General features: G+C 72.6%; 14 protein-coding genes. 2 read left to right on the top strand and 12 right to left on the bottom strand.

Translation table 11 applies throughout. The features are described from left to right. Positions 1-5: 5 nt before the first annotated feature. Positions 6-530, bottom strand: coding sequence for a transcriptional regulator NrdR (gene nrdR, locus ACQUSR_RS07730; RefSeq protein ID WP_431041813.1), 525 nt, complete (start codon positions 528-530; stop codon positions 6-8). A 448-nt stretch (positions 531-978) separates the two neighbouring features. On the opposite strand from nrdR, the gene lexA reads away from it, so the two are divergent. Beyond that, the gene (lexA, locus tag ACQUSR_RS07735; RefSeq protein WP_431041814.1) at positions 979-1,764 is read left to right on the top strand and encodes a transcriptional repressor LexA; all 786 of its coding nucleotides are present in this window, start codon (positions 979-981) and stop codon (positions 1,762-1,764) included. A gap of 93 nt (positions 1,765-1,857) precedes the next feature. On the opposite strand, the gene ACQUSR_RS07740 is transcribed toward lexA, so the two are convergent. From ACQUSR_RS07740 to ACQUSR_RS07760, 5 genes are all read right to left on the bottom strand, one after another. After that, positions 1,858-3,825 (bottom strand): ATP-dependent DNA helicase, encoded by a 1,968-nt coding sequence (locus ACQUSR_RS07740; RefSeq protein WP_431041815.1) that lies wholly within the window; start codon positions 3,823-3,825, stop codon positions 1,858-1,860. A 39-nt stretch (positions 3,826-3,864) separates the two neighbouring features. After that, entirely contained in the window at positions 3,865-5,757 is a 1,893-nt protein-coding gene (locus tag ACQUSR_RS07745) for an IucA/IucC family protein (RefSeq protein WP_431047438.1), read from the bottom strand. Between the two features lie 190 nt (positions 5,758-5,947). Next, positions 5,948-6,661 (bottom strand): GNAT family N-acetyltransferase, encoded by a 714-nt coding sequence (locus ACQUSR_RS07750; RefSeq protein WP_431041816.1) that lies wholly within the window; start codon positions 6,659-6,661, stop codon positions 5,948-5,950. Between the two features lie 40 nt (positions 6,662-6,701). Then, complete coding sequence (locus tag ACQUSR_RS07755) at positions 6,702-9,014, bottom strand: IucA/IucC family protein (RefSeq protein WP_431041817.1); 2,313 nt, start codon at positions 9,012-9,014, stop codon at positions 6,702-6,704. Between the two features lie 103 nt (positions 9,015-9,117). Beyond that, positions 9,118-10,827 carry a diaminobutyrate--2-oxoglutarate transaminase family protein gene (locus ACQUSR_RS07760; protein ID WP_431041818.1) on the bottom strand — a complete coding sequence of 570 codons (1,710 nt, stop codon included), beginning with the start codon at positions 10,825-10,827 and terminating at the stop codon, positions 9,118-9,120. 302 nt (positions 10,828-11,129) lie between these two features. Here ACQUSR_RS07760 and ACQUSR_RS07765 point away from each other — a divergent pair, with 302 nt between their 5' ends. Beyond that, the gene (locus ACQUSR_RS07765; RefSeq protein ID WP_431041819.1) at positions 11,130-12,305 is read left to right on the top strand and encodes a trypsin-like serine peptidase; all 1,176 of its coding nucleotides are present in this window, start codon (positions 11,130-11,132) and stop codon (positions 12,303-12,305) included. Between the two features lie 118 nt (positions 12,306-12,423). Here ACQUSR_RS07765 and hflX read toward each other — a convergent pair whose 3' ends face one another. From hflX to miaA, 6 genes are all read right to left on the bottom strand, one after another. Next, entirely contained in the window at positions 12,424-13,914 is a 1,491-nt protein-coding gene (gene hflX, locus ACQUSR_RS07770; protein ID WP_431041820.1) for a GTPase HflX, read from the bottom strand. Positions 13,915-14,072: 158 nt separating this feature from the next. Beyond that, complete coding sequence (locus ACQUSR_RS07775) at positions 14,073-15,623, bottom strand: M1 family metallopeptidase (RefSeq protein WP_431041821.1); 1,551 nt, start codon at positions 15,621-15,623, stop codon at positions 14,073-14,075. A gap of 205 nt (positions 15,624-15,828) precedes the next feature. Beyond that, entirely contained in the window at positions 15,829-17,970 is a 2,142-nt protein-coding gene (locus ACQUSR_RS07780) for a RelA/SpoT family protein (protein WP_431041822.1), read from the bottom strand. 235 nt (positions 17,971-18,205) lie between these two features. Further along, complete coding sequence (gene dapF / locus ACQUSR_RS07785; protein WP_431041823.1) at positions 18,206-19,081, bottom strand: diaminopimelate epimerase; 876 nt, start codon at positions 19,079-19,081, stop codon at positions 18,206-18,208. A 69-nt stretch (positions 19,082-19,150) separates the two neighbouring features. Next, complete coding sequence (locus ACQUSR_RS07790; RefSeq protein WP_431047440.1) at positions 19,151-19,711, bottom strand: hypothetical protein; 561 nt, start codon at positions 19,709-19,711, stop codon at positions 19,151-19,153. A gap of 107 nt (positions 19,712-19,818) precedes the next feature. Beyond that, the gene (gene miaA / locus ACQUSR_RS07795) at positions 19,819-20,757 is read right to left on the bottom strand and encodes a tRNA (adenosine(37)-N6)-dimethylallyltransferase MiaA (protein WP_431041824.1); all 939 of its coding nucleotides are present in this window, start codon (positions 20,755-20,757) and stop codon (positions 19,819-19,821) included. Between the last annotated feature and the right edge of the window lie 262 nt (positions 20,758-21,019).

Below are 21,019 nucleotides of genomic sequence, written 5' to 3' on the forward strand. Positions count from 1 at the left end.
TCGCCTCAGTCGGCGACCGCGGCAGGCGCGGGGACTCCCGCGGCCCCGTCGGCGCCGGACCCGCGATCGGCGGGCGCGGGAGGCCGCTGCTGCTCACGCAGCTCGGCGACCGCCGCCTCGAAGTCCTCCAGCGAGTCGAAGGCCTGGTAGACCGACGCGAAGCGCAGGTAGGCGACGAGGTCGAGATCCTTGAGCGGACCGAGTATCGCGAGCCCCACGTCATGGGTGGACAGCTCGGCGCTTCCGGTGGCGCGCACGGCCTCCTCGACCCGCTGACCGAGCTGCGCCAGCGCGTCCTCGGTCACCGGGCGCCCCTGGCATGCCTTGCGCACTCCCGAGATGACCTTGTTGCGGCTGAACGGTTCGGTGACCCCGCTCCGCTTGATCACCATCAGCGACGCGGTCTCAACGGTCGTGAACCGCCGGGAGCAGTCCGGACACTGGCGGCGCCTTCGGATCGAACAGCCGTCATCAGTGGTCCGGCTGTCGACGACGCGACTGTCGGGGTGCCTGCAGAAGGGGCAATGCACGGTTTCCCACCCTTCTCCACCCTCGGAATACGACGTACGACCAGGTACGACTGACAGCCCCGGCAGGCCCGTTGAGGGCCCGCCCGGAGCACCACCAGCATAGGCGAAGACTTCGGGCCGATACGCATCGGGACCACAACCCATGGGTGGCGGGCACTCATCCAACCACTAGATGTGGTGCCTGACCTCAAACCGCACCGATGGTGTGTCGGAGCGCGGGAGCAGTCACGACACTACGCGAGTCCCCCCGGTCGCCCCGCCGCGGGGGCCGGGGTGCCACACTGGGCAAGGCCGAGCGCCCCCGGATCCGGCGCCGATGCCATACACCCGAGCCACCACTCACGTCACCTGATCTGCGAAATTTCACTCGAACGTGTGTTTGGCGCAACCTTTCGAAAGCAACTACCGTTGACTGACCAGGGAGAACATTTCGAGAGGGGCCGACGACGTGACCACCGCCGCAGAGAGTGCCACCATCACCAGCCAGGACCGCTCCCAGGGTCGACTCGAGCACACGCACGCCATGAATGACGCAGTCACGAATCATGAAGGCATGAAGCCCACGCGCTCACTCCCTGGCCGGCCTCCAGGCATCCGGGCCGACAGCTCAGGGCTTACCGACCGGCAGCGGCGGGTGATCGAGGTGATCCGGGACTCCGTGCAGCGGCGCGGTTACCCCCCGTCCATGCGGGAGATCGGCCAGGCCGTGGGGCTCTCCAGCACCTCGTCGGTGGCACACCAGCTCATGGCCCTGGAGCGCAAGGGGTTCCTCCGGCGCGATCCGCACCGCCCCCGTGCGTACGAGGTGCGCGGCTCCGACCAGCCCAGCGCACAGCCGACCGACACGGCCGGAAAGCCCGCCGCGTCCTACGTTCCCCTGGTCGGCCGGATCGCGGCCGGTGGCCCGATCCTCGCCGAGGAGTCGGTGGAGGACGTCTTCCCGCTGCCCCGGCAGCTCGTCGGTGACGGTGAGCTGTTCGTACTCAAGGTCGTCGGCGACTCCATGATCGAAGCCGCCATCTGTGACGGGGACTGGGTGACCGTGCGCCGCCAGCCCGTCGCGGAGAACGGCGACATCGTGGCAGCCATGCTCGATGGAGAAGCGACGGTGAAGCGCTTCAAGCGCGAGGACGGCCACGTGTGGCTGCTGCCGCACAACGCGGCGTACCAGCCGATTCCCGGCGATGACGCGACCATTCTCGGCAAGGTGGTCGCAGTGCTCCGGCGGGTCTGAGGAGCCGCCGCACGACCGGGCCCCGGGACCACCTGCGCCGGTTCCGGGGCCCGCTTCTGCGCCTGAACCGGCGCCGCTAGTCATTCGGCTTGGCTAGTCGTTCTGCCTGGCGGCTTCGTCAATGGCGGAGAGGGAGCGGCGGACCTGGTTGCGGTCCGTCGTGTACCAGAAGTCCGGCATCGAGGCGCGCAGAAAGCCGCCGTACCGGGCGCGGTCCAGTCGGGGATCCAGGACCGCGACCACACCACGGTCCCCCGAGGCCCGCACCAGGCGCCCGGCGCCCTGTGCCATCAGCAGTGCCGCATGAGTCGCGGCCACCGCCATGAAGCCGTTGCCACCCGCTTCCTCGACCGCCTTCTGCCGAGCGCTCATCAACGGGTCATCGGGGCGCGGGAAGGGGATGCGGTCCATGACCACCAGCTGGCAGCTGGACCCGGGGACGTCCACGCCCTGCCACAGCGACAGGGTGCCGAACAGGCAGGTGCGGTCGTCGGCGGCGAACGCCCTGATCAGCTCGCCGAGGGTCTCCTCGCCTTGGAGCAGGATCGGCATGTCCAGCCTGCCGCGCAGTGCCTCCGCCGCCGCCTGGGCGGCACGCATCGACGAGAAGAGCCCGAGCGTGCGGCCGCCCGCAGCCTCCACAAGTTCGGCGAGCTCGTCCATCATGTCGCCGCGGCTGCCTTCCCGGCCGGGCTGGGCCAGATGCTTGGCGACGTACAGGATCCCCTGCTTGGGGTAGTCGAACGGCGAGCCGACGTCGATGCCCTTCCAGTCCGGGCTGTCCTCGCCCCCGGTGCCCTCGGGCGCCAGGCCGAGAGACGCCGCGACGCCGTTGAAGTCGCCGCCGAGTTTGAGCGTGGCCGACGTGAGCACCACGGACCGCTCGGTGAACAGCTTCTCGCGCAGCAGACCGGAGACCGAGAGCGGAGCGACCCGCAGGGAGGCACCGAACCGGTCGTGCCGCTCGTACCACACCACGTCGTACTCGGAGCCCTGCACGATCCGCTCCGCCACCGCGTGGATGTTCTCCACGGCCGCCAGCGCCTGCTTGCGCACGGCGTCCTCGTCCTGGACCGACTTGTCGCGGGTGGCGCCGATAGCCGAGATGACCGTACGGGACGCGTCCCGCAGGGCCATCAGGGCATAGCCGAGGTCCTCCGGGATCTCCTCGAGGCGGCCGGGCAGCGCCAGCTCCATGAGCCGCTCGAAGCCCTCCGCGGCGGTCTGGAGGGCGTCGGCCGCCTTCTCGTTGACGAGCTTGGCGCAGCGGCGCACCGCCCGGTTGACCTGCCCGGGGGTGAGTTCGCCGGTGGCCGCGCCGGTCACGCGCGAGACCAGCTCATGCGCCTCGTCGATGATCAGCACCTCGTGGCTGGGCAGCACGGGCGCGCCCTCGATCGCGTCGATCGCGAGCAGGGCGTGGTTGGTGACGACCACATCGGCGAGCTTGGCCCGCTCCCGGGCGGCCTCGGCGAAGCACTCGGCGCCGTAGGCGCACTTCGACGCGCCCAGGCACTCCCGCGAGGTGACGGAGACCTGGGACCAGGCGCGGTCGGAGACGCCAGGGGTCAGGTCGTCCCGGTCACCGGTCTCCGTCTCGTCCGCCCAGTCCCGCATCCGCAGCAGGTCCTTGCCCAGCTTGCTGGTGGGAGCGGCGGCCTCGAAGGGATCGAAGAGCCCGTCCTCGTCCTCCTGCGGCACCCCCTCGTGCAGCCGGTGCAGGCACAGATAGTTCGACCGGCCCTTGAGCATGGCGAACCCGGGGCGGCGGCGCAGCAGCGGATGCAGCGCGTCGACGGTCCGCGGCAGATCGCGTTCGACGAGCTGCCGCTGGAGCGCCAGCGTCGCGGTGGCGACGACGACTCTCTCCCCGTGCGCCAGGGCGGGCACCAGATAGCCCAGGGACTTACCCGTGCCGGTACCGGCCTGGACGAGCAGGTGGGAGTTGTCGTCGATGACCTCGGCGACGGCTTCGGCCATGGTGACCTGGCCGGGGCGCTCGGTGCCGCCGACGGCGGTGACGGCGGCGTGCAGGAGCTCGGGGAGAGGGGGCTTCGTCATAACCTGACCAGCCTACGGCGCGCTACTGACAACGGGCGATCACACCTGGTGAAGGGGGTTGGGCACGGTGCCGTGGACGGCTGCGTGCGGACGGGTGGGGCGGTCGCGGTAGCCGTCGAGGTGCAATCGGTTGCGGTTCAGGCACAGCCGTTCGATGCGCGGGGTGAGCAGGTCGAAGATCTCGAAACGCTCCTTGAGGTCGGGGAAGCGCTGATGGTGGCGGAGGATCTCGGACCGCACCAGCCGCCAGAAGTCCGCCTCGGGGACACCCAGTTGGTCCTCGCACAGCGGCGCCAGGTAGCGGAAGACGCCGACGAACAGCCCGGAGTGGATGAACTGGGTCAGGAAGCCCGGCGGCTCGGTGAGCAGCACCTCCCGGACCTCGCCCGGCATGGTGGCGTGCTCGGGCAGCGGCACCGCGCTGATGTTGATGTCGTCGACGAAGTCCTTCACGGCCAGCCGCACCGGGACGTCGTGCCCGTCGAAGACCACGACGGCGTTCTCGCCGTGCGGGGAGAAGACGGTGCCGTAGCGGTAGAGGAAGTGCAGCAGCGGCGGCAGCAGGGCGGCGAAGAGGTGGCGCAGCCACACGTCGGGCGCGAGCCCGGAGCGGGTGACGAGCTCGGCGACGAACGCCCGCCCGGTGGGGTCGGTGTGCAGCAGGGCGGCAAGTGTCCGGGCCCGCTCCCCGGGCTGGAGGTGGCGGGTGATCGGTTCCCGCCAGATCGCGCCCAGCAGCTCCTTGTACTGGTACGGAACGTCCGGCAGCCGGTCGTAGACGGCGTGCCCGACGGCCACGGAGGCGACCTCCCCCAAGAGGATCACCCGGCAGTCGTCGCGCAGGAAGGGATCGTCCTCGCGCAGTCCCTGCACCCACTCGGTGACGGCGGGCGCGGCGAGGGTGCGCTCGGTCGGCAGGCCCCGCCACACCAGGGTGTTGAGGATGGCCAGCGGCAGCTTGACGCTGTGCCGTTCGGGGCGGCTGGTGTTGAGGAAGGTGCGGATGGACTGCTGCGGCAGCCGCAGGTCGCGGTCGGCGGGCGGCAGCGGGACGATGCCGCCGGTGGCCAGGGCGGGTGCGAAGAGCGGGACGACGATCTGGTCCCACTGCCACGGGTGCACGGGCAGATAGAGGTAGTCGTCAGGGTCGAGGCCCTCGGTGCGCAGAGTGGTGGCGAAGACGTCGCGTACGTCGTCGTCCAGTTCGTCCTGGTAGAGCCGGTCGGGGGTGTCCAGGCCGGCGACGCCGCGGAAGGTGGCGAGGCCGTCGCGGACCGCGATCCAGGGCAGGGGCCGCGGGCGGCGCGCCTCGGGCGCCCAGCGGCGGGTGTCCGTGGCCGAGAAGCCCATGCGTCCTTTGTTCAGGACGATCCAGGGGTGGCCGGTCTGGTGGCCTTCCAGCTCGGCGTACCCGAGGTCGGCGAGCTCGGCCGCGCTGCGAGCCCGGTGTGCCAGGTGGGCGTCGGCGTTGAGGGTGGCGCTCAGCTCGCGTACGACGTGGCCGAGAGTGGCGCCGTCGAGGTCGAGCAGGCGGCGGGCCCGGATGAGGAACTCCAGCGGGTTCACGGGGTCGGGGCCGTCGCCGGGCGCTGTCCCGGGGGCGTCCCAGCGGATGCTCCGTTCGTCCACGCACCAGCCGCCGTAGGCGCCGCGACGGGCGCGGAACCGGAGCGCGCCGGACGCGGTGGGGCTTTCGTCGGCGCCCGGGTCGGAGGGGTCGAGGGGCAGGCGGTAGCCATCGCCCCAGGTGCCGTCCGGGCCCTGTTCCCCGGCGCCGGCGGGATCGGGCACCGGCCGGATGATCTCCTCGTAGGCGAACTCGGCGAGGGTCTTGGCGAGCAGGCGGCGTGCGGCGTGCTCCCAGGCGGACCGGTTGAGCTCGGGTGGGAGCGTCAGGGCCGCGGGTGCGGGGAGGTCGTCGGTGCCGTGGATGCCTTCGCCGGCCGGGGCGGGGTCACCGGTGCCCGCGATGGCCGCGGTGTCCGCGTGTGCGGTGTCTGCTGCGTGAGTGTCTTCGGTAAGGCTGCGTTTCGGCACAGACAGTGCTCCTTGCCGGGTAACGGGAACAGTGGGTACGGCGTGGCGGGACGGTCGGGGACGGCGGAACGCGGCACAGGTCGCCTCACAGAAGGTGGCGCAGGGCGCGGTCGCGGATCACCAACGCCGCGCGCTTGTCGGGGAGGTCCAGCTCGGCGCAGAAGCGGAATCCGGCGCCGAGGAACGCGGCGACGGAGGGGATGTTGCGCAGGTCGGGCTCGGCGATCACCCGGCCGCAGCCGGGGCGGTGGTCCAGGACCAGGTCGGCGACGGCGCGCAGCAGCGCCGTGCCGAGGCCGCGGGCGCGGTCGGCCACCCCGCCGATGAGCAGGTGCAGCCCGGTGTCGTGCGGGCGGGCGGGGTAGTGCCGGGCGAGCGGGTCGAGATCGGCGCGGTAGACCTCCCAGTAGCTCATCGGGACGCCGTCGAGCGCCCCCAGGCAGGGCACGCTGCGCCCGTCGCCTTCGAGTTGGGCGCGCACATGCTTCTCGGTGCGGACTTCCGCGCCGTCCAGCTCCCAGAAGGCGGCGACCGCCGGATCGTTCATCCAGTCGGCGATGAGCGGCAGATCGCGCTCGAGGCGGACCGGTACGAGTTGGAAGGCGCCCGCCGTGGTGCCCACCGGGCCCCATGCCGCGATGTGGTCGAGCAGATCGGGGACCGAACCGTCGCCGGGGTGGGCGGCGACGGCGAGGCGTTCGGCGGGCAGGCGGGGTACGACCTCCTCGGACAGCCGCAGGTCGAGGGTGTCGTCGGTGGCGGACCCCGTAGGGGCGGGCGTGGCACCGGAAGGCTGCACGGCGACGGTCTCCTCTCGGGTCTCGGGGATGCGGCAGGTGTCACATCGCGTCGGCTACGAGGGGGTTGGCGACGGTGACGTACACGGACTGGGTGTCGACCGGGCCCACGAGCTCGTCGAGCCCGCGCAGCCGTGTGAGGAGGTTGGCCTTGCAGCGCAGCGTCGGGGCCTCCAGCAGCCGCGCGGGCAGTGTCGAACCCGTACGCGTCGGGCCGGACGCGGCCTCGGCGAGGAACCGGCGGAACGCGGCGAGCAGCACGCTCTCGTCGGCGAGCCGCTGCGCGCCGAACGCCCCGATGAGACCGAGGACGTTGTTGACGCCGAGGTAGTAGGCGAAGCGCTCGTCGGTGACGTCGTCGGAGACGAAGGTGTCGCTGCGCTCGCCGATGCCGGGCAGCAGCCGCCGCAGCTCGGCGCGCCGGGACTCGCGGAAGTAGTACCCCTGGTTGTCGCGGTAGCGGCCGCCGACGGGCCAGCCCTCGGGGTCCAGCAGCACCAGCGTGTTCTGCTGATGGGCTTCGAGGGCGATGCCCGCCGCGCCGTCGAGCCACAGGATGGGCCGTACGACGGAGCGCAGATAGCGCAGGAACCACTCGGCGGCGACGGTGCGCGAGGGGCGGCCGGTGCGGACGGCGAGCCGGGCGATCGTGTACGCGAGCCGCGAGCGCAGCACGGTCTGCCCCGGCCAGGGGCGCGGCGAGGTGAGGCCCGCGACGCACACCGCGTCGTCGGCCGGTCCGAAGGGGTTGTGCCGGATGACCACGTCGAGTCCGGTGAGCTGTGCGCCGTCCGGTCCGTCGACGGCCAGCCAGGCGGGGTCGCGCACGATGTCGAAGCCGGGCGTGCCGGGGCAGGCCGCCCGCCACCGCGCGAAGAGGCCGCCGCCGCGCAGCAGTCGGTGGACCTCGACGCCGCGGTGCAGCTCTTTGCGGAGGTTCTCGCGGCGGGAGTTGGTGATCCGCAGGGCCAGGGACAGCTTGAGCATGGCGGGCGCGTCCGGCCGGTACACGGTGCGCACCGAGGAGGTCGGGTACCAGACCGGGCCGTGCGGGCCGAGGTCGTGCAGCAGGCCGGCGTCGAACAGCGCGGCGACGGCGGGGCGGTGCCGGATCTCACGGGCCTGCCACGGGTGCAGCGGCATCGGAACCGTACCTTCCGGCAGCGCGGGCAGGTCCGGGCCGGCGAGTGCGGCGACGAGCTGTGCGGCGGAGACCGGGCGGCCCTGCCGCGTCCAGGCCGAGTCCTGGGCCAGCACGCTGTGGTCGACGGCCAGCCAGTGCAGCGGGAACGCGCCGCGCAGCTCCGGGGAGTAGGCGCGAGTCTCGGCTTCGGACAGCCCTTCGCGGCTCTTGGGCGTGGGGTGCAGGGGGTGGCCGAGGACCAGCGACTGTTCGGCGGTGAGGAACGGCCCGTACGTGGCCGGGTCGGTCGGTGCGGCGCGCCGCTCGGTCAGGAAGGCGGCGGTGCGGCGCACGGAATCGGCGACGCGGCCGACGAGTGCGGCGGCCTCGTCCACCACGTCTCCCGGACCGTGGTCCGCGTGGGCCGCGTCCACCGGGCGGGAACGGGCGACCGCGCCACCGGGGTGCGCGGCGTCCGCGGAGTCCATGGGATCGGCGCGCTGTGCGGCGTCGGCGGACTCTGCGGGATCGGCACCGTGCACGGGATCAGCGCGGTGCACTGGATCGGCGCCGTGCGCAAGATCGCCGTGCGCGTGATCGGTGCCGTGCACGAGGTCGGTGCGGTGCACGAGATCCGCGCCGGGCGCGAGATCGGTGCGGCGCGGGGAGCCGGCGACGCGTGCGGCATACGTGGCTTCCCGGCCGAGTAGGGCCGCCAGCGTGACCGCGTCGACCGGCGGCGCACCCGGCGGGGCGCCGTCCAGGGTGGGGCGGCCGAGGCGGTGCAAGCCGGTGGCCGACCAGAAGCGCACGGGGACACGGAGGACAGCGCCGCTCGCGGTGAGCACGATGCGCAGGGTGTCGCCGACCGGGCGCACGCCGCCGGTCTCCCTGATCCAGCAGCGCAGCAGGTTCTCGGTGGCGGCCGCGTCCGCCGCGCGCCCCGGGTCGGGGTGGTCCAGCGGGTCGGCGCCGAGGGAGGCCGGGGGGCTGACCTGGTCCGGGGCGGCCATGCGGTCTTCGCCGCGGCGGCCCTGGCGGGGCACTGATGACGTCACGCCTGGCGCGGAGAGCGCGGCGAGCGCCGAGGGCACGGTGAGCGCGGCGGACGGCGGGGACTGCGGCATGGGCGTGGCCGCGGCCGTCTCCCCGCGCGGTGTCATCGCGTCGGGCGCGGTGCGCGGCGCGTAGGGCGGGTGGTGGGGGCTGTCGGTCCCGGGGCGGTGCTGCATGGCGTGAGTGGCGCGCACGTCGCGGCGGTCGTGCCGGGAACCGGGCGCCTCCCTCCTTCGGCGGTGTGGGGGCGGGGATGCGGTCGCGGGGCCGGGCGGGCCGTCATCGGCCGCGCCCGGTGGTCTGCTGCTGGGGCAGCGGCGCGTCAGCAGCTTCGGCTGCGGTCCGTTCGGCCGCGCCGATCGCGTCGGCGAGCCGGTCCAGCACCGCCTCGGCCTGTTCGTCGGAGATGGTCAGCGGCGGCAGCAGGCGGACCACCGAGGAGTCCCGGCCGCCGAGTTCGACGATGAGGCCCCGGCGCAGGCACTCCTGCTGCACGGTCGACGCGAGCCCGGGAGCGGCGGGCAGCGGCCCGCGGCGCGGGGCTCCGGAGCACGGCGGCCCGCCGTGCCCCGCGCGCTGCCCGGCACCTGGCCCCGTGCCGTGCCCGGCGATGCTCGGGCCGCCGCTCCGCGCCGTGCCCCTCTCGCCGTCGTACGCCGGACCCGGACGGGTGTCGTACGCCGCACCCGGACCGGCGTCCCGCCCCGTCCGGTGCGCGCGGCCGGGCTCCGCGCGATGCGGGGCGGCCTGCTCCGCGCTCTGCCCGGTGCCCTGCCGCGTGTACGCCCCGGGGCCCCGCTCCGTCTCGGCCGCCGTTCGGCCCGGGGCCGGACCGCTCGTCGGCTCGGCCCGGACATCCACCAGTTCCAGGCCCATCATCAGGCCGCGGCCGCGCACGTCCCCGACACATGGCCAGCGCTCCGCGAACTCACGCAGCCGCCGCAGCATCCGCTCGCCGAGCTCCGCCGCCCGTTGTGCGAGTCCGTTCTCCCGGACGAACGCCAAGGTGGCGGCTCCGGCGGCCATCGCCAGCTGGTTGCCGCGGAACGTGCCCGCGTGGGCGCCGGGCCGCCAGACGTCCAGGTCGTCGCGGTAGACCACGACCGCCAGCGGCAGACTGCCGCCGATGGCTTTGGACAACACCATCACATCGGGCACGATCCCGCTGTGGTCGACCGCCCAGAACGCTCCGGTCCGGCCGACCCCGGTCTGTACCTCGTCGGCGATCAGCGGGATGCCTCGCGCCGCGGTGATCTCCCGCATCCGGCGCAGCCAGCTGTCCGGTGCGGGGATCACCCCGCCCTCGCCCTGCACCGGTTCGAGGATCATCGCGGCCGGATCGGGCGCGCCGCTCTTGTGGTCGTCCAGGAGGGTCTCGGTCCAGCGGGCCGACAGCTCCGCGCCGTGTTCCCCGCCGGTCCCGAACGGGCAGCGGTAGTCGTACGGATACGGCAGCCGGGTCACGCTCACGCCCGGAGCGCCGCCGGACGCCGCCAGCGCGCCCGTGGTCATGCCGTGGTACGCGCCGGTGAACGCGAACAGGCCGTCCCGGCCGGTGGCCGTGCGGACCAGGGTGAGGGCGGCTTCGACCGCGTCGGTCCCCGCGGGCCCACAGAACTGGACACGGGCCCGGTCGGCCAGCTCACGCGGGAGGGTGGCGAACAGTTCGCTGGTGAACGCGTCCTTGACCGGCGTCGCCAGGTCCAGCACATGCAGCGGGGCGCCCGAGTCGAGGACGGAGCGGATCGCCTCCAGCACCACCGGGTGGTTGTGCCCCAGGGCCAGCGTGCCCGCCCCGGACAGACAGTCCAGATACCGGGATCCGTCCGCGCCCTCGATGGTCAGTCCACGGGCCCGCACCGGGACGATCGGCAGCGATCTGGCATACGTACGAGCAGCCGACTCCCGCAGCGACTGGCGCCGCAGAATGCCCTCGATACCTTCGTACGCCAAGGTCCGCTCCGTCGGCGGAAGCTGGGTCACGGCCACGGGCGTCGGCCCCTCCTGCTGCTGCGAGTAAGGCTGCGAGTGGAAGCGGTCGGCTCTTCCCCCGTACGTACCAACGACGCTCACACCGGCTGATCACGGTCAATTCGAAGATCCTTGGCGGCGGGAACCGGGGACCCGCCTGTGGCCGTCGTAGGCGTCACCGGCATAGTGGGGGGCCGCCTCCCGTGCCGGGGTGGTGCATGACAAACCCAAGGACTTCTACGAGTCCGAGGAGTCATGACAAGTCCGAAGAGTTCGCAGTCGTCTCAGCAGTCCCGAACATCTCAGGGGGAGTTCCACCCATGCGATCCATTCGCCGATCCGCAGTGGCGGCGGCCGCCGTGGCCGCCGTGCTGGCGCTGACCGCCACCGCGTGTGGCCCGGAGGACGACGGCGCGGACGCCGATCCGAGCGCCTCCGCCACTCAGGGCAGCGAGGACATCGCCCTGCCCGACAACCTCGATGACAGGCTGAAGGACCTGAACATCGACCTGGACAAGTGGAAGGACGGGGCGTGGAAGAACTGGGACAAGGACAACTGGCTGCGTGAGGCCGGGGAGTTCATCAACCCGATCATCGAGGACCTCTGGAAGCCGGACCGGATGAGGGAGGCCCAGGAGCCCAACAAGCCGGTCGAGGAGGAGGACATCTCCGGCGACCAGGGCGTCACCGACCCGGACCCGCAGCCGGTGGACGCCAAGCAGGTCTCCGCTCCGTACAGCGGTCAGATCCCCGAGGCCGGCAAGGTGTTCTTCGACGGCCCCGAGGGCTCGATGGTCTGCTCGGCGACCGTGGTCAAGGACCCGGCGCACCCCGGCAAGTCGAACCTGGTGTGGACCGCCGGCCACTGCGTCCACGCGGGCGCGGGCGGCGGCTGGTACAAGAACCTGGCCTTTGTCCCCGCCTACAACGACGCCGGAAAGTCGGCGACGCAGCTGAAGAACGCCACCCGCGAGGAGCTGGCGCCCAAGGGCGTCTGGTGGGCGGACTGGGCGCAGACGTCCTCCCAGTGGATCGACACCGGCGCGAGCGTCGGCGGCAAGGGCGCGCCGTACGACTTCGCGGTGCTGCACGTGAAGCCCGAGGGCACCGGCGGCAAGTCCCTGGAGGAGACGGTCGGCGGAGCGCTGCCGGTCGAGTTCAACGCCCCGGCGGTCAAGTCGATCGACGAGATCACGGCCACGGGCTACCCGGCCGCCCCGCCGTTCGACGGCCAGAAGATGTACCAGTGCGCGGACAAGCCGGGCCGGCTCTCGCTGGAGGCTGCGAAGCCGACGATGTACCGCATCGGCTGCCGGATGACCGCGGGCTCCTCCGGTGGCGGCTGGGTCGCGCAGGGCGGGGACGGCAAGCCCGCGCTGGTGTCCAACACCTCGATCGGCCCGAGCACGGCCACCTGGCTGGCCGGACCGCACTTCGGCCCGGAGGCCAAGGGCATCTACAACGCGGTGAGCAAGAAGTTCGCCGGGGCACAGTAAGGCAAGAGGCCGTTAGGCCACACCACAACGGCTGAGGCCCGCCCCCGATCACGGGGGCGGGCCTCAGCCGTTGTCACGCGGTGGGTGTGACGCGGCCGCCGCCGTCACACACCCGGTCTCACGCGTTCGCCGGGACGAACGGCTTGAGCTCGGCGGCCAGTTCCTCGTGCACCCGCGCCTTGAGGAGCGTGCCCTCCGCGGTGTGCTCCTCGGAGATCACCTCGCCGTCGGCGTGGGTACGCGCGACGAGCTTGCCGTGCGTGTACGGCACGAGCGCCGCGATCTCGACCTGCGGCCGCGGCAGCTCGTCGTCGATCAGCGTGCGCAGTTCGTCGATGCCCTGGCCGGTGCGGGCCGACACCGCGATCGAGTGCTTCTCGATACGCAGCAGCCGCTGGAGGACCAGCGGATCGGCCGCGTCCGCCTTGTTGATCACCACGATCTCGGGCACGTCCAGCGCGCCCACGTCTCGGATGACCTCGCGCACGGCCGCCAGCTGCTCCTCCGGGGCCGGGTGCGAGCCGTCCACGACGTGCACGATCAGGTCGGCGTCGCCGACCTCCTCCATCGTGGAACGGAACGCCTCGACCAGATGGTGGGGCAGGTGTCGGACGAACCCGACGGTGTCCGCCAGGGTGTAGAGCCGCCCACTGGGTGTCTCGGCCCGGCGCACGGTCGGGTCGAGGGTGGCGAACAGGGCGTTCTCCACCAGCACGCCCGCGCCCGTGAGCCGGTTGAGCAGCGAGGACTTTCCGGCGTTGGTGTACCCGGCGATGGCGACCGACGGCACCTTGTGGCGCTTGCGCTCCTGCCGCTTGATGTCCCGGCCGGTCTTCATCTCCGCGATCTCCCGGCGCATCTTCGCCATCTTCTCGCGGATCCGCCGCCGGTCGGTCTCGATCTTGGTCTCACCGGGACCGCGGGTGGCCATACCGCCGCCCGAGGAACCGGAGCCACCGCCACCCATCTGCCGGGACAGCGACTGTCCCCAGCCGCGCAGCCTGGGCAGCATGTACTGCATCTGCGCGAGTGAGACCTGCGCCTTGCCCTCGCGGGACTTGGCGTGCTGGGCGAAGATGTCGAGGATCAGGGCGGTCCGGTCGACCACCTTGACCTTGACGACGTCCTCCAGGTGGATCAGCTGGCCGGGGCTGAGCTCACCGTCGCAGACGACGGTGTCGGCCCCGGACTCCAGGACGATGTCCCGCAGCTCCTGGGCCTTGCCGGAGCCGATGTAGGTGGCCGGGTCCGGCTTGGGGCGGCGCTGGATCACCCCGTCGAGGACGAGCGCGCCCGCCGTCTCGGCGAGGGCGGCCAGCTCGGCCAGGGAGTTCTCGGCGTCCTGCGCCGTGCCCGACGTCCAGACGCCGACCAGCACCACACGCTCCAGGCGCAGCTGCCGGTACTCGACCTCGGTGACGTCCTCGAGCTCGGTGGACAGGCCCGCCACGCGGCGCAGCGCGGCCCTTTCGGAGCGGTCGTACTGGTCGCCGTCACGCTCCTCGTCGATCTCCTGGCTCCAGGCGACGTCCTCTTCCATCAGGGCGTCGGCCCGAAGGCTGTCGGCGAGTGGCTGCCGGTCCTGCGGAAGGGAAGAGGAGAAGGTCAATGCGATCCTTACGTCGTGGGAAGCTGTCATCGTCGACAACGTCCGGGGCCACCGGAGGATTCCCCGCGGCGGCGGCCGCGTCGCCGACCTGTCGATGGTCGCACGCCCCAGGGCGGCGCGTCACTCCGGTTTCGCGGCGCCGCTCGAGGATCACCCCGCTACCTCGGCTTCACAACGTTCCTGGCGCTCTGCGCGCCCCCGGTTCCATGGGCGCCTTCGGCGCCGTGGACTCCCTTGGGCGGTGTGCCGGGTTTGCCGGGCCGGGCGCGCTTCCAGTCCGGGTGGCCGGGCATGGGCGGGGTCTTCTTCCCGTACAGCCAGGGGCGCAGGAATCCGGACAGGTCGCGCCCGGCCACGACGGAGGCGAGCCGGACGAAGTCGTCGGTGGCCGCCACACCGTCCTGGTGGTGCTGGACCCAGGCGCGTTCCAGTCGCTCGAACGCGGCCCGGCCGATCTCCTGCCGCAGGGCGTAGAGGACCAGGGCGCTGCCGTCGTAGACGACCGGGCGGAAGATGCCGATCGGATTGTCGGGGGCCGCGGGCACGGGTGCGGCGGGCGGGCCACCCTGGGCGCGCCAGGCGTCGGAGTGGGCATACGCGAACCGCATGCGCTTGTCCAGAGGCAGCTTGCCGCGTTCGGCGGCGTACAGCGCCTCGTACCACGTGGCATGGCCCTCGTTGAGCCACAGGTCGGACCAGGTGCGCGGACTCACGCTGTTGCCGAACCACTGGTGCGCCAGTTCGTGCACCATGATCGATTCCACGAACCAGGCCGGCGTGCCCGGTGCGGTGAACAGGCCGCGTTCGAAGAGGGACAGCGTCTGGGTCTCCAGCTCGAAGCCGGTGCTGGCGTCCGCGATGAGGACGCCGTAGGTCTCGAACGGGTAAGGGCCGACCTTCCGCTCCATCCACGCGATCTGCTCGGGGGTCCTGGCCAGCCATTTCGTGAGGCGGCCGCGGTGGTCGGCGGCGGGCACCACGTCCCGCAGGGCGAGCGCGCGCGGGCCGGTGCGCCGCAGGATGGCGGAGCGGCCGATGGCGACCTGGGCGAGTTCCGTGGCCATGGGGTGGGCGCCGCCGTAGTCCCAGCGGGTGCGGTCCCCGTCGCGGGTCCGCCCCGTGGGCAGTCCGTTCGCGACGACCGTGAGCTCCTTCGGCGCGGTGACGTGGAAGGTGAAGTGGGCCTTGTCGGAGGGGTGGTCGTTGGAGGGGAAGACCCGGTGGGCGGCGCTGGCCTGGTTGGCCATGACGAGCCCGTCGCGGGTACGGATCCAGCCGCCGCCCTTGCCGCGAGGGTCGCTGGTGTGACGCACGACGACCTTGAACGGCTGCCCTTCGGCGACGGCCGCCGCCGGGGTGATCACCAGGTCCTCCCCTGCCTGGGCGAACCGCGCCCGCCTGCCGTCGACCTCGACGGACCGTACGGTGCCGTGGGTGAAGTCGAGGTTGAAGCGGTCGAGGGTGGCGGTGGCGCCGGCGTCGATGGTCGTCACGGCGTCCAGCGGCCGGCGGTTGCCGTGGTAGCGGAAGGCGATGTCGTACGCGGCGACGTCGTATCCGGGGTTGCCCAGCTGCGGATACAGCCGGTCGCCGATGCCCTGCGGGCCGGCGGGCGCCGGCGGCTCCGCGGCGGCGGCTAGAGCCAGGAGGGCGGCCACCAGAGCGGCCCGGCGGCGGACGGTGCGACGGCGGAGGGAGGTGTGCGGCATGGGCTACCGGTACCAGCACCCGGTCACGGGCACGGGGTGTCGCGACTGGAGTCCACCCGATCGGGGGCGGGCGGGCGACGGGCGGCCCCGTTCCCTCCCGTCCGCTGAACCTCGCCGCGCGGCTCCCGCGGACGCTGCCCGGAAGGGCCCCCCGGGCAAGTGGCCGAAGCTCAGGTCCGGGGACCCGGGGCGGGCGGCCCGGGGCTCAGGTCCGGGCGGCTTCCGCCAGCTGCCGGCGGGCGACGTCGTACACACCGGGCACCCTGCGCATCGCGCGCATCAGCGTCGTGAGCCGGGCCGGGTCGGGCAGCTGGAGGGTGTACGTGTGCCGGACCCGCTGCTCGTGCGGCGGTTCCACGGCGGCGGCGACGACGGCCACCCCCTCCGCCGCGATCGCCTCGGTGAGGTCGGCGAGCAGGTGCGGTCTGCTGAACGCCTCGGCGCACAGCGTGACGCGGTAGTCGGCCGCCGCTCGGTCGCTCTCCGGGGCGTGCCAGTGCACACCGACCGGGCTCCGGCCGGCCGCGGTCATGCGGGTCACCGCCGGACACTCCGCGCGGTGCACGGTGACGGCTCCGCCGCGCACGGCGAAGCCGGTGACCGCGTCGGGCGGCACCGGCGTGCAGCATCCGGCGAGCCGTACCGACGCGCCCGGCAGATCGGCCGTGACGCCCGCCTCCCTGCGGCCGTCACCGACCGGTCCCGGGGTCGCCGGGCGGCCGAGGCCGCGGGTGTCGGCGGCGGGGCCTTCGGGGAGCGCCGGGTGGGTGGCCAGCCAGCGGCTGATGGCGATCCGCGCGGCAGGCGTCCGGGCGTGGTCCAGCCAGTCCGGTGAGGGTCTGGAGGCGGCGGCGTCGCGGGCCATCAGCAGCTGCAGGGTGTCGCCGTCGTGCAGGACGGTGCCCAGGGCCGCGAGGCGGCCGTTGACCCGCGCCCCGATGCAGGCGTGCGCGGCCTCGCCGTGCTGGGCGTACGCGGCGTCGACGCAACTGGCACCGGCGGGCAGGCCCAGCGTGCCGCCGTCGGCGCGGAAGACGGTGATCTCGCGGTCCTGTGCGAGATCGTCGCGCAGCGAGCTCCAGAAGGCGTCGGGGTCGGGGGTGGCGCGCTGCCAGTCGAGCAGCCGGGAGAGCCAGCCGGGGCGGGTCGGGTCGACGCGCTCGCCCTCGGGGCCGGGCCCCGCGGCGCCGTGGTCGCCCGCGGGCGGGGCGTACGGGTTGCCGAGGGCCACGACGCCCGCCTCGGCGACCCGGTGCATCTGCTGCGTACGGATGAGGACTTCGGCGACGTGGCCGTCGCGGCTCGCCATGGCGGTGTGCAGCGACTGGTACAGGTTGAACTTCGGGACCGCGATGAAGTCCTTGAACTCCGTGATGACGGGGGTGAAACAGGTGTGCAGCTCGCCGAGGACCGCGTAGCAGTCCGCGTCCTCCGCGACCTGCACAAGGAGCCGGCCGAGGTCGAATCCGGTCAGCTCGCCGCGTTTCATCCGCACCCGGTGGACCGAGACGAAGTGCCGGGGCCGGACCGCGACTTCGGCGTCGATGTCCGCCTCGTGCAGCACGGCGCGTACGTCCTCGGCGACCTGCGTGAGCGGGTCGGGGCGGCTCGCGTGCTCCAGCAGCAGGGCGCGGGTCTGGTCGTACTCCTCGGGATGGAGGATGGCGAAGACCAGGTCCTCCAGTTCGGTCTTGAGGGCCTGGACCCCCAGCCGTTCGGCGAGCGGGATCAGGACGTCGCGGGTGACCTTGGCGATCCGGGCCTGCTTCTCGGGCCGCATCACACCGAGCGTGCGCATGTTGTGCAGCCGGTCGGCGAGTTTGATGGACATCACGCGGACGTCGTTGCCGGTGGCGACGAGCATCTTGCGGAACGTCTCGGGCTCGGCCGCCGCCCCGTAGTCGACCTTCTCCAGTTTGGTGACGCCGTCGACGAGATAGCGGACCTCTTCGCCGAACTGCTCCCGCACCTGATCGAGGGTCACATCGGTGTCCTCGACGGTGTCGTGGAGCAGCGACGCGGTCAACGTCGTGGTCTCGGCGCCCAGTTCCGCCAGGATCAGGGTGACGGCGAGCGGGTGGGTGATGTACGGCTCGCCGCTCTTGCGCATCTGGCCGCGGTGCGAGGACTCGGCGAGGACGTACGCCTTGCGAAGCACGTCCAGGTCGGCGCCGGGGTGATGGCCGCGGTGGACCTTGGCGACGTGCTCGATCGCGTCGGGCAGCCGGTCCCGGGAGGCGGGGCCCAGTAAAGCGGTCCTGCCGAACCGGCGGAGGTTCAGCAGATCGATTCGGGGGAGGCCGCGTCTGCGGCCAAGAGCGGCGTGGTCCGTGGCCTCTGCGCTCATGGGCACCTCCGGCAAGATCGACCGGCGTGGGCTCGCCCCCGGGGCCGGTGCTTGATGCTATCGAGCCCATCACGCACGGCCGACCGGCTCTCGCCGAGAGTGAAACGGATCACCCATTCGAGCGAGTTATTTCTCCGGAAACTCGGTTATGGGCAGAGTCCCACTTGAGCGTTGGACGAGCACCGCTTGAGCGTACGGCAGCCGCCGTTGCGGGCGGGACGACCGCAGTTGGGCGTCAGACGGCCGACGCCGCCCACCACTCGGGGTCGAGGGTGCCCTCGGCGACGATCACGGCGGAGCCGGTCATCTCCACGGTCCCGTCCGGCAGCTCACTGATCACCAGTCGGCCGCCGGGCACATCCACGGTGTACACGGCGGGGACGCCGGTGACCGCCGGGTCGACGCCGTCGCGGCGCGCGGTGGCCACCGCGACGGCGCAGGCGCCGGTGCCGCAGGAGCGGGTCTCGCCCGAGCCCCGCTCGTGCACGCGCATCGCGACATGGCCGGGGCCGCGGTCCACGACGAACTCGATGTTCACGCCGTCGGGGTAGACGTCGGCGGGCTGGTACGGCGGCTCGGTGAACAGGTCGCCCGCGTGGTCCAGATCCTCGACGAAGGCGACGGCGTGCGGGTTGCCCATGTTCACGTTGCGGGCGGGCCAGCTGCGGCCGCCGACGGCCACGGTGACCTGCTCGCGGGGCAGTTGGGCGCGGCCCATGGCGACGGTGACATCGCCGTTCTTGGCGATGTGTGCCCGCTTCACCCCGGAGCGGGTGGCGATGGCCACGTCACCGTACGCCACATGTCCGGCATGCCGCAGATAGTGGGCGAAGACCCGGGCGCCGTTGCCGCACATCTCGGCCACGGAGCCGTCGGCGTTGCGGTAGTCCATGAACCACTCGGCCTCGTCCGCCATCCGCCGCGCCTCGGGGTGCGCCGCGGACCGCACGACGCGCAGCAGACCGTCGCCGCCCAGGCCGGCCCGGCGGTCGCAGAGGCGGGCGACGTCGGCGGGGGTCAGGTCCAGGGCACCGTCCGGGTCGGGGACGATCACGAAGTCGTTCTCGGTGCCGTGGCCCTTGAGGAAGGACAGGGGTCGCGTGGTGCTCATCCCTCGATCCTACGGCCGCCGCGCGCGGCGGCGGCGCCCCGGTCGGCCGCGCCGACCGCATCGCTGCGGTCAGCGCAGTCGCGCGACCCGCAGGATCGCGAGGGCGGCCATGAGAGCGACGACCGCGACGTACAGGGCGACGAACCGCCAGTCCGGGCGGCGGCCGGAGCCGCGCGGCGGCAGCCCCGGCCAGGTGTAGCCGACCCGGCGGGCCGCCATCAGCCCCCAGCCCGCGGCGCAGCAGCTGAGCAGCAGGCCGAGCATGGCGACGACGGCGCCGCCGTCGCCGAACTCGAAGGCGAGCGGGAAGGCGAACATCAGGGAGCCGAGGATGGCCAGGGCCACGATCGGGGCGATCTGCCAGATCCGCAGCCGGCGCGGGGGGCGCAGGTCACGGAACGACTCTCCGGAGCCCGCCGCGCCCTCGGGGCCGTCGGCGACCTCCGCGCCGTCCGGATCCCGCAGTCCGTCCGGGTCCGCCAGTCCGGCGCCGTCCAGTCCGTCCGGATCACCCGGCACATCCAGATCACCCGGTACATCCAGCACGTCGGGAGCATCCGGACCGTCCGGAATGAACGTCTCCGGATCGTTCAGCGGCTGCTGCGACGAGTCGCGAGGGCCGGCCTCCATCGCCACACGCCCTCCCAACTCCAGACACCACGGCACGATCGAGGTCGATGATGGCACGGCCCAAGGGGCGCTATTGACACACGGGACGTCCCGATGCAATCACGTGATCAGGCTGTGACCGCTCGTTCGACCAACGTCAGGGCCTGTGCCGCGAGTTCCCCCTGGTTCTCGGCGGCGCCACTGAGCCAGTGGACACGCGGGTCCCGGCGGAACCAGGAGTCCTGGCGGCGCGCGAAGCGCTTGGTGGCGCGCACGGTCTCGGCGCGTGCCTCGTCCTCGTCGCACTCCCCCGCGAGCGCCGCGAGCACCTGCTGATAGCCCAGCGCGCGGGAGGCGGTACGTCCGGAGCGCAGCCCTTCGGTTTCGAGTCGGCGCACCTCCTCGACCAGCCCGGCCTCCCACATCCGGTCCACGCGCAGGGTGATGCGCTCGTCCAGTTCGGGCCGCTCGACGTCCACGCCGATCTGGAGCGTGTCGTAGACGGCCTCGTGGCCCGGCAGGTTGGCGGTGAAGGGGCGGCCGGTGATCTCGATGACCTCCAGGGCGCGCACGATCCGGCGGCCGTTGCTGGCCAGGATCGCGCGGGCGGCCTCCGGGTCGGCGGCGGCCAGCCGGGCGTGCAGCGTGCCGGGGCCGTGTTCGGCGAGCTCGCCCTCCAGACGGGCCCGGACGGCGGGATCCGTGCCGGGGAACTCCAGGGCGTCGATGGCTCCGCGTACGTACAGGCCGGAGCCGCCGACCAGGACGGGGGTGCGGCCTTCGGCGAGCAGCCGGTCGATCTCGGCACGGGCCAGCCGCTGGTACTCGGCGACGCTCGCGGCCTGGGTGACGTCCCAGATGTCGAGCAGCCGGTGCGGCACCCCCTGCTGCTCCTGTGCCGTCAGCTTGGCGGTGCCGATGTCCATGCCCCGGTAGAGCTGCATGGAGTCGGCGTTGATGACCTCGCCGCCGAGCCGGCGGGCGAGGAGGACGCCGAGGTCGGACTTGCCGGCCGCGGTGGGGCCGACGACGGCGATGACTCGGGGTGCGGGAACTGCGCTGTTCACGGGACCAGTTTCGCAAACATCGAAAGCGCCCCTCGAACGGGCGACGTGACATGCGGGGTGCGGGGTCGTTCCCCGGACAGAGAGTGCCGAGGGCCGGTGCGGCGGACGGGGTCCGGCAGCGGCGCGAGGAGGCGCTCCGACGGCGGCACGGAATGTCGCCCACACGAGTAAGGTATATGGAGTAGCTATGGGCGTTTTTTCAAGGTTTCGTCGCCGTAAGTCCGAGGCCCTGACCGAGGAGGCCGCGGCAGCTGCGGCTCCG

The organism is Streptomyces sp. P1-3, from assembly GCF_050613155.1.
Lineage (GTDB): Bacteria > Actinomycetota > Actinomycetes > Streptomycetales > Streptomycetaceae > Streptomyces.

Excerpts from the sequence above, each read along its gene's own strand:
- ACQUSR_RS07740 (WP_431041815.1), bottom strand. The coding sequence starts at position 3,825 with ATGACGAAGCCCCCTCTCCCCGAGCTCCTGCACGCCGCCGTCACCGCC.
- ACQUSR_RS07780 (WP_431041822.1), bottom strand. The coding sequence starts at position 17,970 with ATGAGCGCAGAGGCCACGGACCACGCCGCTCTTGGCCGCAGACGCGGC.
- ACQUSR_RS07775 (WP_431041821.1), bottom strand. The coding sequence starts at position 15,623 with ATGCCGCACACCTCCCTCCGCCGTCGCACCGTCCGCCGCCGGGCCGCT.
- ACQUSR_RS07755 (WP_431041817.1), bottom strand. The coding sequence starts at position 9,014 with ATGCAGCACCGCCCCGGGACCGACAGCCCCCACCACCCGCCCTACGCG.
- ACQUSR_RS07765 (WP_431041819.1), top strand. The coding sequence starts at position 11,130 with ATGCGATCCATTCGCCGATCCGCAGTGGCGGCGGCCGCCGTGGCCGCC.
- dapF (WP_431041823.1), bottom strand. The coding sequence starts at position 19,081 with ATGAGCACCACGCGACCCCTGTCCTTCCTCAAGGGCCACGGCACCGAG.
- ACQUSR_RS07790 (WP_431047440.1), bottom strand. The coding sequence starts at position 19,711 with ATGGAGGCCGGCCCTCGCGACTCGTCGCAGCAGCCGCTGAACGATCCG.